Raw genomic sequence first — 13,778 nt, 5'->3', positions numbered from 1 at the left:
GGTGGTCCGTTGAGGACTACAGGGAGCGCGGGGCGGTGATCGGTGGTCGGTGCTCAGAGGCGTCCCCTCGGGCTCGTTCGGCTTTCAGGGGGCTGGACAGGCGCGGAACCGGGTGGGACGCGTGCGCCGTCGGTTCCGGGGCCGTCCCCGGGGAGGCCGACCGGTTCCAAGGCCTCCCGGTCCAGGGCCTCCCGGTCCAGGGCCTCCCGGTCCAGGGCCTCCCGGTCCAGGGCCTCAAGGACGCGGGTGCGGTGGGCGGTCGGGGTGCCCCAGGCGCGGCGGAGGGTGTGGGCCTTGCGGATCCACAGGGTCGCGGGGTGTTCGTCGGTGTAGCCGATGGCGCCGTGCAGCTGCAGGGCCGTCCGGGCGGCGGTGTGCGCGGCGTCGCAGGCGGCGGCCTTCGCGGCGGAGACGTCCCGGGCGCGCGTCGTACCGTGCGCCCCGGCCGTCCCGCGTACACCGGTGACCCCGTGCGCGCCGGTGGCCCCGTGCGCGCCGTCTGCCGCAGAGGACCCGTGCCTCCCGTGGGCAGGGCCGAAGTCGAACGCTGCCGCCGCCCCGAGCACCAGCGGGCGGGCGAAGTGCAGGGCGGTCGCGGTGTCGGCCAGCCGGTGGCGCACGGCCTGGAAGTCGCTGATCGGGCGGCCGAACTGCCGCCGGGTCCTCACGTGGTCCACGGTGCTCTCCAGCAGGCGCTGACCGACGCCCAGCGCCTGCGCGGCGCAGCACAGGACCGCCAGGTCGAGGGCGCACCCGGCCAGTGGGCCCGCGGGCACCGGGGCGCCCCTGCGGACCCGCCAGAGCCGCCGGGCAGGGTCAAGGGAGGCCAGCGGTTCGACGGGGTCGGCCGTGTGCGGCCGCCCGGCGGCGACCACGAGCACCGCGCCGGCCCGGTCGGCGTCCAGGGCCTGCGGAGCCCAGGGAGGCACGGCCACGGAGACCGCGAGCCGTCCGGTGGCGATCCGTTCCAGGAGCGCGTCGTCGTCGAGGAGCAGCGCGGCCGCCGCCGTCTCGACCAGGGCACCGGGCACCGCGTGCCGCCCGGCCTCGATCATGCCCAGGGCGAGCTCGACCGGCAGCGGCCCCGCGCCGCCGTGCTCCTCGGGCACGGCGAGGGAGAACAGGCCCGCCTCGGCCAGGCCCCGCCACTGCCGCTCGCCGGGGCCGCGGTCGCCGCGGGCCCAGGCGCGCGCCGCCGCGCCCGGCTCGTCGGCGCCGAGCAGGGCGTCCAGGGTGCGGGCGAACAGGTCCTGCTCGGGGGTGGGGGCGAAGTGCATCAGCGTTCACTCCTGCCGGGCCGGGGCAGGCCCAGGACGCGTTCGGCGACGATGTCGCGCTGGATCTCGTTCGTTCCGGCGTAGATCGGTCCGGCCAGGGCGAAGACGTGGCCGTGCATCCAGTCCCCGTCCAGTTCGGCCTCGGGCCCGAGCAGGTCCAGGGCGGTCTCGTGCAGGTCGGTGTCGAGGGCGGACCAGAAGAGCTTGTTCATGCTCGCCTCGCCCGCCGACGGTGCTTCGGGGGCGCAGGCCGAGGCGTAGGCGTGCAGGCGGTAGGCCTGGGCGCCGATCCACGCGCGGGCGACCCGGTCGCCGGCCGCGCCGTGGGCGGGCGCCTCCCGCTCGCGGCGCAGCCGGTCCAGGCGGCGGGCCGAGGCGCAGAAGCGCCCGGGCCCGCGCAGGCCGGTGCCGCGTTCGCCTGCGGCGGTGCCCATGGCGATGCGCCACCCCTGGCCGGGGGCGCCGATGACGTCGGCGTCGGGGACGAACACGCCGTCGAAGAACAGCTCGGCGAAGACGGGCCGGCCGTCCAGGCGGCGGATCGGGCGCCGGGTCAGCCCGGGCGCGTCCAGGGCGAACATCAGGTAGGTCAGGCCGCGGTGGCGGTCGGGGGCGGTGCGGAAGAGGCCGAAGCCGCGGTCGGCGAAGGCCGCCCGTGAGCTCCAGGTCTTCTGCCCCCACAGCCGCCAGCCCGGGCCGCGCTCGGGGTCCTCGGCGCGTTCGGCCCGGGAGCGGATCGCGGCCAGGTCGCTGCCTGCGCCCGGTTCGGACCAGGCCTGGGCCCAGATCACCTCGCCGGAGGCCATCGCGGGCAGCACGCGTGCGCACTGCCCGGGGGTGCCGTGCGCCAGGAGGGTCGGCCCGAGCAGGGCGATGCCGTTCTGCGCGACGCGCTCGGGGGCGCCGGCGGCGTGGTACTCCTCGTCGAGGATCAGCCCTTCGACGGGGCCGGCGCCGCGGCCGCCGTACCGGGCCGGCCAGGTGACGGCCGACAGGCGGGCCCGCCCCAGGGTGCGCTCCCAGGAGCGGTGGGCCTCGAAGCCCTCGGCGCCGTCCATGGGCGGCAGCGGGCGGTCCGGGACGTTGCGGTGCAGCCAGGCGCGCACCTCGTCGCGGAACGCGCGTTGGGCGGGGGTCGGGTCGAGGTCCATGGCGGCCCCTCCGCGTCGGGTCGGGCGGTACCCGCCCATTATTTCTAACAATCGTTTGGTAGGGTACCCCCATGGTCGACCCCGAGCGCGGACGCCCGCCGGTGCCCCCGCCCGCCCACGGGCTGCTGCGCGGCCGCACGGCCCTGGTCACCGCCGCCGCCGGGACCGGCATCGGCGGCGCAGCCGCGCGGCGCCTGCTGGCGGAGGGGGCGCGGGTCCTGGTCAGCGACGCGCACGAGCGCCGCCTGGCCGAGTGCGAGCGCGCGTTGGCCGCCGAGTTCGGCGCCGACCGCGTCGCCGCGGCACCGTGCGACGTCACCGACGAGGAGCAGGTGCGGGCCGCCTTCGACGCCGCCGAGGCGCGGTTCGGCCCGCTGGAAGTGGTGGTGAACAACGCCGGGCTGGGCGGGACCGCGCCCCTGGCCCGCATGGAGGACGCCGAGTGGTCCCGGGTGCTCGACGTGACCCTCACCGGCGCCATGCGCTGCACCCGGGCGGCGCTGCGGCGGATGTGCCCGCGCGGGCGCGGCACCGTGGTCAACAACGCCTCGGTGCTGGGGTGGCGGGCGCAGCCGGGGCAGGCGCACTATGCGGCGGCCAAGGCCGGGGTGATGGCCCTGACCCGGTGCGCGGCCATGGAGGCGGCCCCGCACGGGGTGCGCGTCAACGCGGTCGCCCCCAGCCTGGCGATGCACGAGAACCTCGCGAAGTCCGCCCCTCAGGAGATGCTGGAGGAGCTGGCCGGGCGGGAGGCGTTCGGCAGGCCGGCCGAGCCCTGGGAGGTCGCCAATGTCATCGTGTTCCTCGCCAGCGGCTACGCGTCCTATATGACAGGAGAAGTGGTGCCGGTCTCCAGCCAGCGCGCGTGAGCCCCGCCCCACCTGTCGTCGATCTCGACGACGGCACTGTAAGGCCGCCCGGGCCGACCGGACCGACGGACACGACCGACCGATACGAAGGCGACGAACGATGAGCCCACGGCGCAGGGACGCCGAGCGGACCGCGGCCGCGAGGGAGCGGCGGCGGAGCGAGATCCTGGAGACGGCGGCGGAGGTGTTCGCCCGGCAGGGCTTCGCGGCGACCACCATCCGTCAGGTGGCCGACGCCGCGGGCATGCTCGCGGGCAGCCTCTACTACCACTTCGACTCCAAGGAGGCGATGGCCGACGAGATCCTCTCGGGATTCCTGGACGACCTGTGGGCCGCCTACGACGGCATCCTCGCCGACGGCCAGGACGCCCGCACCACCCTGGAGCGCCTGATCGAGGCCTCGTTCGCGTCGATCGACCGGCACCGGCCCGCGGTGGTGCTCTACCAGAACGAGTCCCGGCACCTGGCGCTCAGCCCGCGCTTCGCCTACCTGACCGAGTCCCAGACCAGGTTCCGGTCCATGTGGATGGAGCTGCTCAGGAGGGGCACCGAGGAAGGCGCGTTCCGCGCCGACCTGGACGCCTCCCTGGTCTACCGCTTCATCCGCGACACCGTCTGGGTGGCGGCCAACTGGTACGACCCCCACGGCCGCCTGCCCGCCTCCGACATCGCCAAGCAGTACCTCGCCATGGTCCTGGAAGGCATCCAGGCGCCCGGCGAGTGACGTCCGCTCCCTCCTCGCCCCCTCAAGGAGCGCACCATGCCGGAAGCCTTCATCGTCGATGCGGTCCGAACCCCGGTCGCCCGGGGGAGGGAGGGCGGGGCCCTGGCCGGGGTGCACCCGGCCGACCTGGGCGCCCGGGTGATCACCGCCCTCATGGAGCGCTCAGGGGCCGACCCGGGGGCGGTGGACGACGTGGTGTTCGGCTGCGTCGACGCGCTCGGCCCCCAGGCCGGGGACATCGCGCGGACCGCGTGGCTGGCCGCCGGGCTGCCCGAGCACGTGCCCGGGGTGACCGTGGACCGGCAGTGCGGCTCGGGCCAGCAGGCCGTGCACTTCGCCGCGCAGGCGGTGATGGCGGGGACGGTCGGCCTGGTGGTGGCGGGCGGGGTGCAGAGCATGTCGGCGGTGCCGATCGGCGCCGCCATGAGGGCGGGCGAGGCGCTCGCGCGCGCGGAGGGGCCGGAGGGGCGCGGAGCCGGGGCGGGCGCCCTCCTCGGCCCCTTCGGCGGCTCTGAGGGGTGGCGGCGCCGGTACGGGGACGCGCCGGTGTCGCAGTTCGCGGGGGCGGAGGCGATCGCCCGCGACTGGGGGCTGGCGCGCGGGGAGCTGGAGGACTACGCCGTCGAGTCGCACCGGCGCGCGGTGCGCGCGGCCGACGAGCGGAGGTTCGCGCGGGAGACCGTGCCCGTGGACGGCGTCGCCGCCGACGAGGGCCCGCGCCGCGACACCTCACGGGAGAAGTTGGCCGCGCTCCCCGCGCTGGTGCCCGGCGGCCTGCACACAGCCGCAACGGCATCGCAGGTCACCGACGGGGCGGCGGCGCTGTTGATCGCGGGCGAGCGCGCGCTGGAGGAGCACGGCCTGGTGCCCCGGGCGCGCATCCGCCACATGTCGGTGCTGGGGGAGGACCCGATCCGGATGCTCTCGGCGCCGATCCCGGCCACGGCTCGGGCACTGGAGGCGTGCGGGATGTCCATCGGCCACATGGACGCGGTCGAGGTGAACGAGGCGTTCGCGGCGGTCGTGCTGGCCTGGCTGAAGGAGACCGGCGCCCACCCGGAGCGGGTCAACCCCAACGGGGGAGCGATCGCCCTGGGCCACCCGCTCGGGGCGACGGGGGCGCGGCTGATGACGACCCTGCTGCACGAGCTGGAGCGGACCGGCGGCCGGTACGGGTTGCAGACCATGTGCGAGGGCGGCGGCCAGGCCAACGTGACCGTGATCGAGCGGGTCGGGTCCGCAGGTGTCCCCTAGCCGAACCAGACGACCTGGACGATGACGATGTCCTCGTGGTGGCGGTCGACCAGGTACGAGAAGAAGCCCCGTCCTTCGAAAAGGGTGAACTGTCGAAGTCCGCCGACCCGGTCTTCCGGCCGGCCGACGGTATCGGCGTCGGCGCCGAGCGCTGCGAGTTCAGCGGCCAGCCTCTCGACTTCTGCGACGGCTCCGACGGGAAGTCCGGTGCAAAGGTCGGCAGGCTCGAAGGCGTATCCCCAGTTGTTCACGGAGTGACTTCTGCTTCCGCCTGTGCCAGAATACGCCGGATCTCCCTGATGGCCTCGCGGGACTCGGATGAGCCGCTGCTCACGACCGCTTCGAGCTCCCGGAGGCGGTTGGCCCTCTCAGGGAACCGGGCAATCGCGACGAACGTGGACCAGTGGTGTGTAAAGGATCGAACAGGGGCCCATGATCCCGTCTTGTCGGCGTTGGTGATCGCTTCGAAGAGGTGGGAGGTCAGCTCCGGTAGACGGGACGGTGCGATCTGGGCGACTGCCGCACGCAGGGCCGCAGGGGTGGGCGCCGGTTGTTCGATCAGCACATGACCAGGGTCTTTGAAAGCCGGCTCGCCCATGTCCCCTCCTCTTCGCACCCACCGGATCCGGTGTTCCCCGAGTCTATCGTCGGCGCAGTGCAGCTGAAGGATCAAACGGGAAGCCGCACCAGCGCCCTGCGCGCCTCGCGGACGGTTCGGTGGACCAGGTCGCGGCAGCTCGGGAGGTCGGTGATCGCGCCGACGGTCTGGCCCGCCGACATCACCCCGGCGTCCGTGCGCCCCTCGACCATGGCGGCCTTCAGCATCATCGGGGTGTTCGCCGCCATCAGCGTCCGGCCGAGGCCGGCCCCCGTCGAGCGGCGCATGGCCCACCCCTCCCGGAGCAACGGCGCCCACCCCGCGCCCGCCTCGGTGCGGAACGCGCGCGCGTTGCGCAGGGCCAGGAGCAGGCGGCGCAGCCCGCCGGCCCGTTCCAGGGCCTCGATTGCGGGTGTGCGCAGCACGCGGTGGGGGAGGCCGTCGACCGCGCGCGTGACCACGGTGTCCTCGGCCTCCAGGTAGGCGCGCTTGACCGCGTCGGGGACCGTGCTGTCCGACGTCAGCAGGAACCGGGTCCCCATGCCGATCCCGCTCGCCCCGAACGCCAGGGCCGCCGCCAGCCCCCGCCCGTCGCGGAACCCGCCCGCCGCCACCACCGGGATGTCCACGGCGTCCAGCACGCGCGGCAGCAGGACCGTCGTGGAGACCGGGCCGGTGTGCCCGCCGCCCTCCGAGCCCTGCACCATGACCGCGTCGGCGCCCCACGAGGCCACCTTCTCGGCGTGGCGGGGCGCACCGACGGTCGGGACGACGGCGACCCCGCCGTCCTTCAGCAGGTCGATCAGGTCCTGCCGCGACGCCAGGGCGAAGGAGGCCACCCGCACGCCCTCCGCCACGAGCATCTCGGCCCGTTCGCGGGCGTCGGCGGCGTCCGCGCGCAGGTTGACCCCGAAGGGCGCGTCGGTGCGGCGCTTGACGGCGCGGATGGCGGCCGCCGTCTCCTCGCGCCCCAGCGTCGCCGAGGCGAGGATGCCCAGGGCGCCGGCTTCGCAGGCCGCCGCCACCAGGCGAGGGCCCGCCACCCACCCCATGCCGGTCTGCACCACCGGGTAGCGGCACCCGGCCAGCCGGGTGAGGGCGGTGTCCATCGGTCCGGGGGCGGGAGCGGGGCCCAGCCGGGGCCCGGAGTCCGGGTCGGGCCGCGGGCCGAAGGGGCGGGTCATCCGGGCACCTCCCTGTCGCGGGCGCTGCGGGGGTCGAGCACCTCGCGGAGCAGGCGCAGCTCCTCGGCGGAGGGGCGCCGGGTCTCGGCGACGGCCGTCTCCCCGCCGCCGGGCAGCGCCAGGTCGAACCCGGTGGCGTCGCGGACCTGCTCGACGGTGCACCCCGGGTGCACCGACACCAGGCGCAGGGTGCGGCCGGGGCCGCCGAAGTCCATCACCGCCAAGTCGGTGACCACGCGCCGGAGCTCGTGCGCGTCGGCGGCGGCGACCCCGCTGACCATGTCGACCTTGGAGGTGAAGACCCGGCGCGAATGCCGGGGAACCCAGTAGCTGACGGTGTTGCGCACCGTATTGCCCGGGCAGCCGCGCACCCCTAGAAGCTGGGAGGTCGGCCGCTCCCAGCCGCCGATGCACGAGATGTTGGTCCTGCCCTCCCCGTCCATCTGGGAGGCGCCGAGCATGACGTGCCTGCGTCCGTGCAGTACCAGCCACAGGTGGTCGCGGAAGGGCAGCCACCCTTCGGCCTCGGGTTCGGCCGCCGGGGCGCCGCCGGTCGCGAGGGGCACCGGCTCGCGGGTGAGCAGGGCACCGCCGTCGGTGGTGAGCAGGTCGGGGGAGAAGGTCGCGCGTGCCAGGCGGGCGCCCAGTACCGAACAGGGCGCCATGGCGGCGGCGAGCACCTCGCCGTCGCCGCGCCAGGCGTCGGCGCAGGCGGCGACGGCCACCTCGGCGCGGGTGGGGGGATCCGCGGGGACGGGGCGGGCGGTCATGGCAGGGCCTCCCTGCGGTAGGCGTCCTCGCCGGCGTCGATATAGGCGGCGCGGAAGCGCTCCCAGGCCTGCGGGTCCTTGGCGGCGTCGGCATAGGCGCGTTGGAACCGCTCGTCGCGGCCGTAGTCGGGCTCGCAGGAGGTGAAGTGCGCCCCGCCCGGGGTCTCGGCCACCCCGGCCACCGCCGCCCTGCTGACCAGCAGGGTCTGCGCCGCTCCCTCGAAGCGGTCGACGATGCGTTCGCAGGACAGGTAGGTGCGGTCGGCGGCCTTGGCGAACAGGTCGTCGAGGTAGGGGTCGGGGCCCAGGTACTGGCCGTTGCCCCGCCGGTCGGCCCGGTTGAGGTGGACGAAGGCGGCGTCGAGGCGCAGCGCGGGCGCCGCCACCAGCTCCTCCGGCTCCCCGCCGTCTCCGTCGTGCGTGCCGCCGGGGGAGGGGTAGGGCGAGCGGACGGTGCGCAGCCCGGGGTTGACCCGCATGACGTCGGAGTGCAGCCCCGCGGGGGTCGGCAGGAACGGCAGCCGGTGGGCGGCCGCCAGGAGGCCGAACATGAACAGGCCCTCGTCGTACTCGGTGAGCGCGATGCGGCCGTCCTCGCGTGCGGCGCGGAACCAGGGCTCCAGCGGGATGGAGTCGAGGGTGGCGAACGGCGCGACGGCCCTGCGCACCTTGCCGTAGGCGCAGAGCAGCCCGAGGTCGGGGCCGCCGCAGGAGACCACCGTCAGGTCGCGGGCCGGGGCGCGGCACAGGGCCCGCACGAGCGCCATGGGCTTGCGGCGCGAGCCCCAGCCGCCGATGCCGAGCACGGCGCCGTCGGGAACCGAGGCGGCGATCGCGTCGGGTGTCATGAGCTTGTCCAGGGGTCAGCCCTCCTCGACGTGCGGGCGTCCACAGCGGCACGGAGGCGCCCCGGCCGGGCGGACGCTGATCGGCGGGCTCATCGTGGCCGCCGTCCGTGCGGGTCAGGTGCCTTCACCGGACGGGTTCGGGTCCGTGCGTGCGCCCGGCCGCGCTCCCTGGCCGGCGAACGCCTCCCGCAGCCGGTCGCCCGTGCCGTTCAGGGCCAGTTCGAAGGTGAACCCCTGCTCGAAGCGGTAGGAGCGGCGCGGGTCCACCGGGTCGGTCCCGTTCAGCGACTCCTTCGCGCGGCGGATCACCTCCGGGTCCTTGGCGGCGATGTCCCCGGCCGCCCTCAGGGCGGCCCCGCGCAGCTCCGTGGGCGGGACCACCTCCAGCAGCGAGCCGAAGGCGTGCAACTGCGCGGCCGTCGCCGGGCGGCAGGTGTAGACCATGGCGCGCGCCAGGTGGTCCGGGACCAGCCGGCGCAGGTGCGTGGCGGCGCCCAGCGCGCCCCGGTCGACCTCGGGCAGGGCGAAGGAGGCGTCCTCGGCGGCGATAACGATGTCGGCGTTGCCGGCCAGCCCCACCCCGCCGCCCAGGCAGTGGCCCTGCACGGCGGCGACCACCGGCACCGGGCAGGTGTAGACGGCGTCGAAGGCGTCCGCGCACCCCCGGTTGACCGCGACCAGGGCGGCGTGCCCCTCCCGCCGGAGCTCCTTGATGTCGACGCCCGCGTTGAAGCCGCGCCCTTCGGCGCGCAGCAGCACCGCGCGCACCCGAGGGTCGCGGCCCGCCTCGCGCACCGAGGCGGCCAGCCGGTGCCAGGCCGCGGCCCCCAGCGCGTTGACCGGGGGCGCATCGACGGTGACCTCGGCGGTCCCGTCCGGGTGGAGGCCGGTGGAGATCTCCATGCCTTACCTTTCCACCAAACGTTTGTTAGAAAGAACGTAACAGCGGTTCGCGACGGCGGGAAGGGGCCCGCGATGGCCGACCTGGACGGTAGGACGGTGCTGGTCACCGGGGGCGTGCGCGGTGTCGGCGCGGGGATCTGCGCGGCCTTCGCGGCGGCGGGGGCCCACGTGGTGGCCTGCGCCCGGCGGTCGCCCGCGGAGCTCCCGCCGGGGGTGCGCTTCGTCCGCGCCGACATCCGCGACCCCGGCGACCTGGAGCGGCTGGCCGCCGAGGCCGGGGAGGCGGAGGCCGTGGTCGGCAACGCCGGCGGGGCGCCGCCGCTGCCCGCGGCCGAGGGGGACGCGCGCACCCACGCCAAGATCATCGAACTCAACCTCACCGCCCAGCTGCTGCTGGCGCGGGCCTTCCACGCGCCGCTCCGCGAGCGCGGCGGCTCGCTCACCTTCATCGGCAGCGTGAGCGCCGTTCGGCCGTCGCCGGGGACGGCGGCCTACGGGGCGGCCAAGGCGGGGCTGGAGAGCCTGACCGCCTCGCTCGCCGCGGAGTGGGCGCCCGAGGTGCGGGTCAACTGCGTGCGGGCCGGGATGGTGCGCACCGGGCGCAGCGCCCTGCACTACGGCGACGAGCGCGGCGTGGCGGAGGCCGGGCGCACCGTGCCGCTCGGGCGGTTGGCCGAACCGCGCGAGATCGGCGAGGCGTGTGTCTTCCTGGCCTCGGGCGCCGCCTCCTACATCACCGGGGCCTGCCTGCCGGTGCACGGCGGCGGCGAACGGCCCGCCTACCTGGCGGCGCGAGAGAGAGGAGAGCGCCCGTGATCTGTGCGGGGAGGACAGCCCTGGTCACCGGGGCGGGGCGAGGCCTGGGACGCGCGCACGCGCTGGAGTTCGCCCGCCAGGGCGCGCGCGTGGTCGTCAACGACCTGGGCGTGGGGCGCGACGGAACCGGTGCCGCGGACGGCCCGGCGCAGGAGACCGTCGACGCCGTCCGCGCGCGCGGCGGCGAGGCGGTGGCCTGCACCGGGGACATCGCGTCGGCCGACGGGGCGCGGGAAGCCGTGCGCACGGCCCTGGAGACCTATGGGCGCTTGGACACGCTGGTCAACAACGCGGGGTTCGTCCGTGACCGGATGCTGGTCAACCTGTCCGAGGACGACTGGGACGCCGTGGTGCGCGTGCACCTGCGGGGCCACTTCCTGATGCTGCGCGAGGCCGCGGGCCACTGGCGGTCCGAGGCCAAGGCCGGGCGCCGCCCTGCCGCCCGGGTGGTGAACACCTCCTCCGGCGCCGGCCTGCTGGGCAGCGTGGGCCAGGCCAACTACGCGGCGGCGAAGGCGGGCATCACCGCCCTGACCCTGGTGGCCGCGGCCGAGCTGGAACGGTACGGGGTGACGGTGAACGCGGTCGCCCCGGCGGCGCGCACCCGCATGACCGAGGAGGTCTTCGCCGACCGGATGGCCCGGCCGCAGGACGGCTTCGACGCCATGGACCCGGCCAACGTCGCACCCCTGGTGGTGTGGCTGGGGTCGGGCGCCGCGCAAGGGGTGAGCGGCCGCGTCTTCGAGGCGGAGGGCGGGCGCATCCGCCTGATGGAGGGCTACCGGCCCGGCCCCGAGGCCGTACGCCCGACCCGCTGGTACCCGCCCGACGTCGGCGGCGCCGTCGAGGAACTCCTGGCCCAGGCACCCCCGCCCCAGCCGGTCTACGGCGCGTGAAGCCGGAGGCGGCGGCGACGGAACGGTCGGGCCGACGGTCCGACGCCGGGTGCGCCGGGCATAGCGCGCGCCCTGGTCGGGCGGCCTTGGGGCATTGGGGTGGGGAGTGGGGCCGCTCGGCGCCTTACGCGCGCCCGCATCGATCGGTGGGCGCCGGGGCCGACCGGTGAACCTTCGGCCGGCCGGGAAGGCCCGCCACGCAAGTGGTTCCGGCCCCAAGGGCTCTCCCGTCCGCGGCCCCAGGGAGAGTAGTGTCGGCCGCCGAGGGTCCCCCCACCGCGGCCGCCCCTCCCCACCATCGCGCCGCCCGCTCCCTCCCTCCGGAGCACGTGTACGCGCCCCGTGTCATTGCGGGCCCGCCCGGCGTCCGCGGTAGAGGATCGGACCCGGGATCCGGAGACCGTGAACACGGTGTGAGGAGTGAGAGTGATGCCTGAGAAGAAGTCCGGGGCGCTGACCGCGAACCGGTCCTCCCTCGGCCACAAGGTGCGCTATGCCCTGCGCAACCCGGGGCGAGTGGTGCCCTACGCGTCGCGCGCCCTGCGCGACGCCGCCCTGCGGTTCCGCCACCGGGACCATGTCTCCTACTACCGTGCCGTCATGGCCTCCGACGCCGCGCGCGACCCCAAGGCCGCCGTGGGCAGCCAGTCGGAGAAGCGGTGGCTCGCCCTTGGGCAGATGCAGTTCGATTACCTGGTCGGGCACGGGCTCACGCCGCAGCACCGGCTGCTCGACATCGGGTGCGGCAACCTGCGGGCCGGATGGCGGTTCATCGAGTACCTGGACGAGGGCAACTACTACGGCATCGACATCTCGCCGGACATCCTGGCCTCGGCCACCGGTGTGCTGGCCGAGCGCGGGCTGCAGGACAAGCTCCCGTACCTGACCCTGACGCGCGACCTGACCTTCGCGTTCCTGCCCGACGACAGGTTCGACGTGGTCCACGCCCACAGCGTCTTCTCCCACTCGCCCATCGGGGTCATCGACGAGTGCCTGGCGAACGTGGGGCGGATCCTCGCCCCAGGCGGCTTCTTCGACTTCACCTTCGACCGCACCGAGGGGTCCGAGCACCACGTGCTGCGGGAGGACTTCTACTACCGCACCGAGACGCTGATCGCGCTGGCCGAGAAGCACGGCCTGAAGGCCTCCTTCATGGAGGACTGGGAGGAGCTGCCCCACGGGCAGTCGAAGATCCGCGTCACCGGCGGTTGAGCCGACGGGCCGACGGGCCGGCCGGCCGACCGGTCGAGCCGAACAGGCACCCGGCGCTCCGCGCCTCACCGGCCGCCGTGTGGCGGAAAACCGCGTGTTTCTGGGCGCCCCTGCCCTGCACCCTTGTGCGGCGGGGACGCGCCCGGGCCGCCACGGCGGATCACGCGCAGCGGGCGGTCTGCAGGATCTCGGCGGCGACCAGGCGCGGGGCGTCGGCCATCGGGATGTGCCCGCAGCCCAGCAGGGACACCACCCGGGCGTGCGGGATGCGGCGCAGCGCCGTGCGGGCGCCCGAGGGCGGCAGCAGGCGGTCGCGGTCGCCCCAGGCGATCGTCACCGGGCACGGCACCTCGCGGTGGTCGAACCGGTAGTCGGCCACCCGGGGCACCAGGCGCACGAACGGTGAACCGGCGCTGACCAGGGTCGCGTCGAATGCCAGGCCGCGCGCGGCGGGCGAGGAGGGGTCGCCGCGCAGCACCCGCCGGGCGATCGAGCGCGCGGGCGGGCTGGCGGCGGCGGCCACCCGCACCGGTTCGGGGACCAGCCCGGCCATGCGCGCCCCGGCCGCGAGCGCCCGCAGACCGGTGTGGGTGCCGGTCGGGGCGAAGCCGACGGGGGAGAAGACGGTCACCGAGGCGGCCGCGCCCCGCGCGCCCAGCTCCAGGGCGATCGCGCCGCCCAGGGAGTTGCCGACCACGTGCGGGCGCTCCGCGCCGAGTTCGGCGCACATCCGCTGGACGGTGTCGACCAGCCACTCCACGTCGTAGGGGGAGCCGGGGGCGGGGGCCGTGGAGCCGCCGAAGCCGGGCAGGTCCACGGCGATGAGCTCGTGGTGGGCGGCGAGCTCCCGCATCACGGGGTACCAGGTCTGGCGCCGGTGGCCGATGCCGTGCAGCAGCACCAGGGGCGGCCCCTGCCCTGCGCGGTCGTAGGCGATGCGGGGGGCGTCTGCGTTTCCGGGAGCGGTCGGCCGAGGGGCCGGGGTCCCTGCCGGGCGCGGACGCACCGGTGCCCGCGGAGAGGGGCGGGAGGGAGGCGGGAGGAACGGCCCTCGCCTCCGGTGAGGCCTCCGAGGAGCCGGTAACAGAGGACGACGGCGGCTTCCCGTGGATGGCCGCGGGTGCCATCGTCCTCGTCGTGGCCGTCGCCGCGTTCCGTTTCCGCCGGCTGTTCGGCGGCCGGACGAGGACCGCCCGCTCCGAAGACCCGCCCGCATGACCCGCACTCCTGACTCCGCGTGCCTGCCCTGCACGGTTCCCACGCCGAGGGCCGGGCG

15 protein-coding genes are annotated in these 13,778 nt (G+C 75.6%); 6 read left to right on the top strand and 9 right to left on the bottom strand.

The genetic code is table 11. The features are described from left to right. Positions 1-53: 53 nt before the first annotated feature. Both C892_RS0127380 and C892_RS0127375 read right to left on the bottom strand, forming a co-directional pair. Positions 54-1,277, bottom strand: a complete 1,224-nt coding sequence (locus tag C892_RS0127380) for an acyl-CoA dehydrogenase family protein (protein WP_017559818.1) — start codon at positions 1,275-1,277, stop codon at positions 54-56. Further along, positions 1,277-2,428 (bottom strand): acyl-CoA dehydrogenase family protein, encoded by a 1,152-nt coding sequence (locus C892_RS0127375; protein ID WP_017559817.1) that lies wholly within the window; start codon positions 2,426-2,428, stop codon positions 1,277-1,279. Before C892_RS0127375 ends, C892_RS0127380 begins: the two co-directional genes overlap by 1 nt. Before the next feature lie 71 nt (positions 2,429-2,499). Here C892_RS0127375 and C892_RS0127370 point away from each other — a divergent pair, with 71 nt between their 5' ends. The 3 genes from C892_RS0127370 (at position 2,500) to C892_RS0127360 (ending at position 5,275) form a co-directional block, all read left to right on the top strand. Further along, on the top strand, positions 2,500-3,297 hold the full coding sequence (locus tag C892_RS0127370) for an SDR family oxidoreductase (RefSeq protein ID WP_017559816.1): 798 nt from the start codon (positions 2,500-2,502) through the stop codon (positions 3,295-3,297). 100 nt (positions 3,298-3,397) lie between these two features. After that, on the top strand, positions 3,398-4,021 hold the full coding sequence (locus C892_RS0127365; protein ID WP_017559815.1) for a TetR/AcrR family transcriptional regulator: 624 nt from the start codon (positions 3,398-3,400) through the stop codon (positions 4,019-4,021). 36 nt (positions 4,022-4,057) lie between these two features. Then, positions 4,058-5,275 carry an acetyl-CoA C-acetyltransferase gene (locus C892_RS0127360; protein WP_017559814.1) on the top strand — a complete coding sequence of 406 codons (1,218 nt, stop codon included), beginning with the start codon at positions 4,058-4,060 and terminating at the stop codon, positions 5,273-5,275. Here the strand turns inward: C892_RS0127360 and C892_RS0127355 are convergent. The 6 genes from C892_RS0127355 to C892_RS0127330 form a co-directional block, all read right to left on the bottom strand. Continuing rightward, positions 5,272-5,526, bottom strand: a complete 255-nt coding sequence (locus C892_RS0127355; protein ID WP_017559813.1) for a hypothetical protein — start codon at positions 5,524-5,526, stop codon at positions 5,272-5,274. The two genes, C892_RS0127360 and C892_RS0127355, sit on opposite strands and share 4 nt — an antisense overlap. Continuing rightward, positions 5,523-5,873: a hypothetical protein gene (locus tag C892_RS0127350; RefSeq protein ID WP_017559812.1), complete on the bottom strand. Its 351-nt coding sequence runs from the start codon at positions 5,871-5,873 to the stop codon at positions 5,523-5,525. Before C892_RS0127350 ends, C892_RS0127355 begins: the two co-directional genes overlap by 4 nt. Positions 5,874-5,944: 71 nt before the next feature. Next, positions 5,945-7,057, bottom strand: a complete 1,113-nt coding sequence (locus tag C892_RS0127345) for an NAD(P)H-dependent flavin oxidoreductase (RefSeq protein WP_017559811.1) — start codon at positions 7,055-7,057, stop codon at positions 5,945-5,947. Next, positions 7,054-7,827, bottom strand: coding sequence for a CoA-transferase subunit beta (locus C892_RS0127340; protein WP_017559810.1), 774 nt, complete (start codon positions 7,825-7,827; stop codon positions 7,054-7,056). The genes C892_RS0127345 and C892_RS0127340 overlap by 4 nt, the downstream gene beginning before the upstream one ends. Continuing rightward, positions 7,824-8,675 carry a CoA transferase subunit A gene (locus C892_RS0127335; protein WP_017541075.1) on the bottom strand — a complete coding sequence of 284 codons (852 nt, stop codon included), beginning with the start codon at positions 8,673-8,675 and terminating at the stop codon, positions 7,824-7,826. Before C892_RS0127335 ends, C892_RS0127340 begins: the two co-directional genes overlap by 4 nt. A 114-nt stretch (positions 8,676-8,789) precedes the next feature. Then, on the bottom strand, positions 8,790-9,578 hold the full coding sequence (locus C892_RS0127330) for an enoyl-CoA hydratase family protein (protein WP_017559809.1): 789 nt from the start codon (positions 9,576-9,578) through the stop codon (positions 8,790-8,792). Between the two features lie 72 nt (positions 9,579-9,650). Between C892_RS0127330 and C892_RS0127325 the strand changes: the two genes are divergently transcribed. The 3 genes from C892_RS0127325 (at position 9,651) to C892_RS0127315 (ending at position 12,502) form a co-directional block, all read left to right on the top strand. Beyond that, positions 9,651-10,394: an SDR family oxidoreductase gene (locus C892_RS0127325; RefSeq protein ID WP_017559808.1), complete on the top strand. Its 744-nt coding sequence runs from the start codon at positions 9,651-9,653 to the stop codon at positions 10,392-10,394. Continuing rightward, positions 10,391-11,290, top strand: a complete 900-nt coding sequence (locus C892_RS0127320) for an SDR family oxidoreductase (RefSeq protein ID WP_017559807.1) — start codon at positions 10,391-10,393, stop codon at positions 11,288-11,290. The genes C892_RS0127325 and C892_RS0127320 overlap by 4 nt, the downstream gene beginning before the upstream one ends. Before the next feature lie 429 nt (positions 11,291-11,719). After that, positions 11,720-12,502, top strand: coding sequence for a class I SAM-dependent methyltransferase (locus C892_RS0127315; protein WP_017559806.1), 783 nt, complete (start codon positions 11,720-11,722; stop codon positions 12,500-12,502). A gap of 160 nt (positions 12,503-12,662) precedes the next feature. Here the strand turns inward: C892_RS0127315 and C892_RS29740 are convergent, their stop codons facing one another. Continuing rightward, positions 12,663-13,403 (bottom strand): alpha/beta fold hydrolase, encoded by a 741-nt coding sequence (locus C892_RS29740; RefSeq protein ID WP_017559805.1) that lies wholly within the window; start codon positions 13,401-13,403, stop codon positions 12,663-12,665. Positions 13,404-13,778: the final 375 nt, after the last annotated feature.

Source organism: Nocardiopsis baichengensis YIM 90130, from assembly GCF_000341205.1.
Lineage (GTDB): Bacteria > Actinomycetota > Actinomycetes > Streptosporangiales > Streptosporangiaceae > Nocardiopsis_A > Nocardiopsis_A halophila.
The sequence above is the reverse complement of the archived record's forward strand: the minus strand, read 5'-3'. Positions and strand labels throughout refer to the sequence as shown.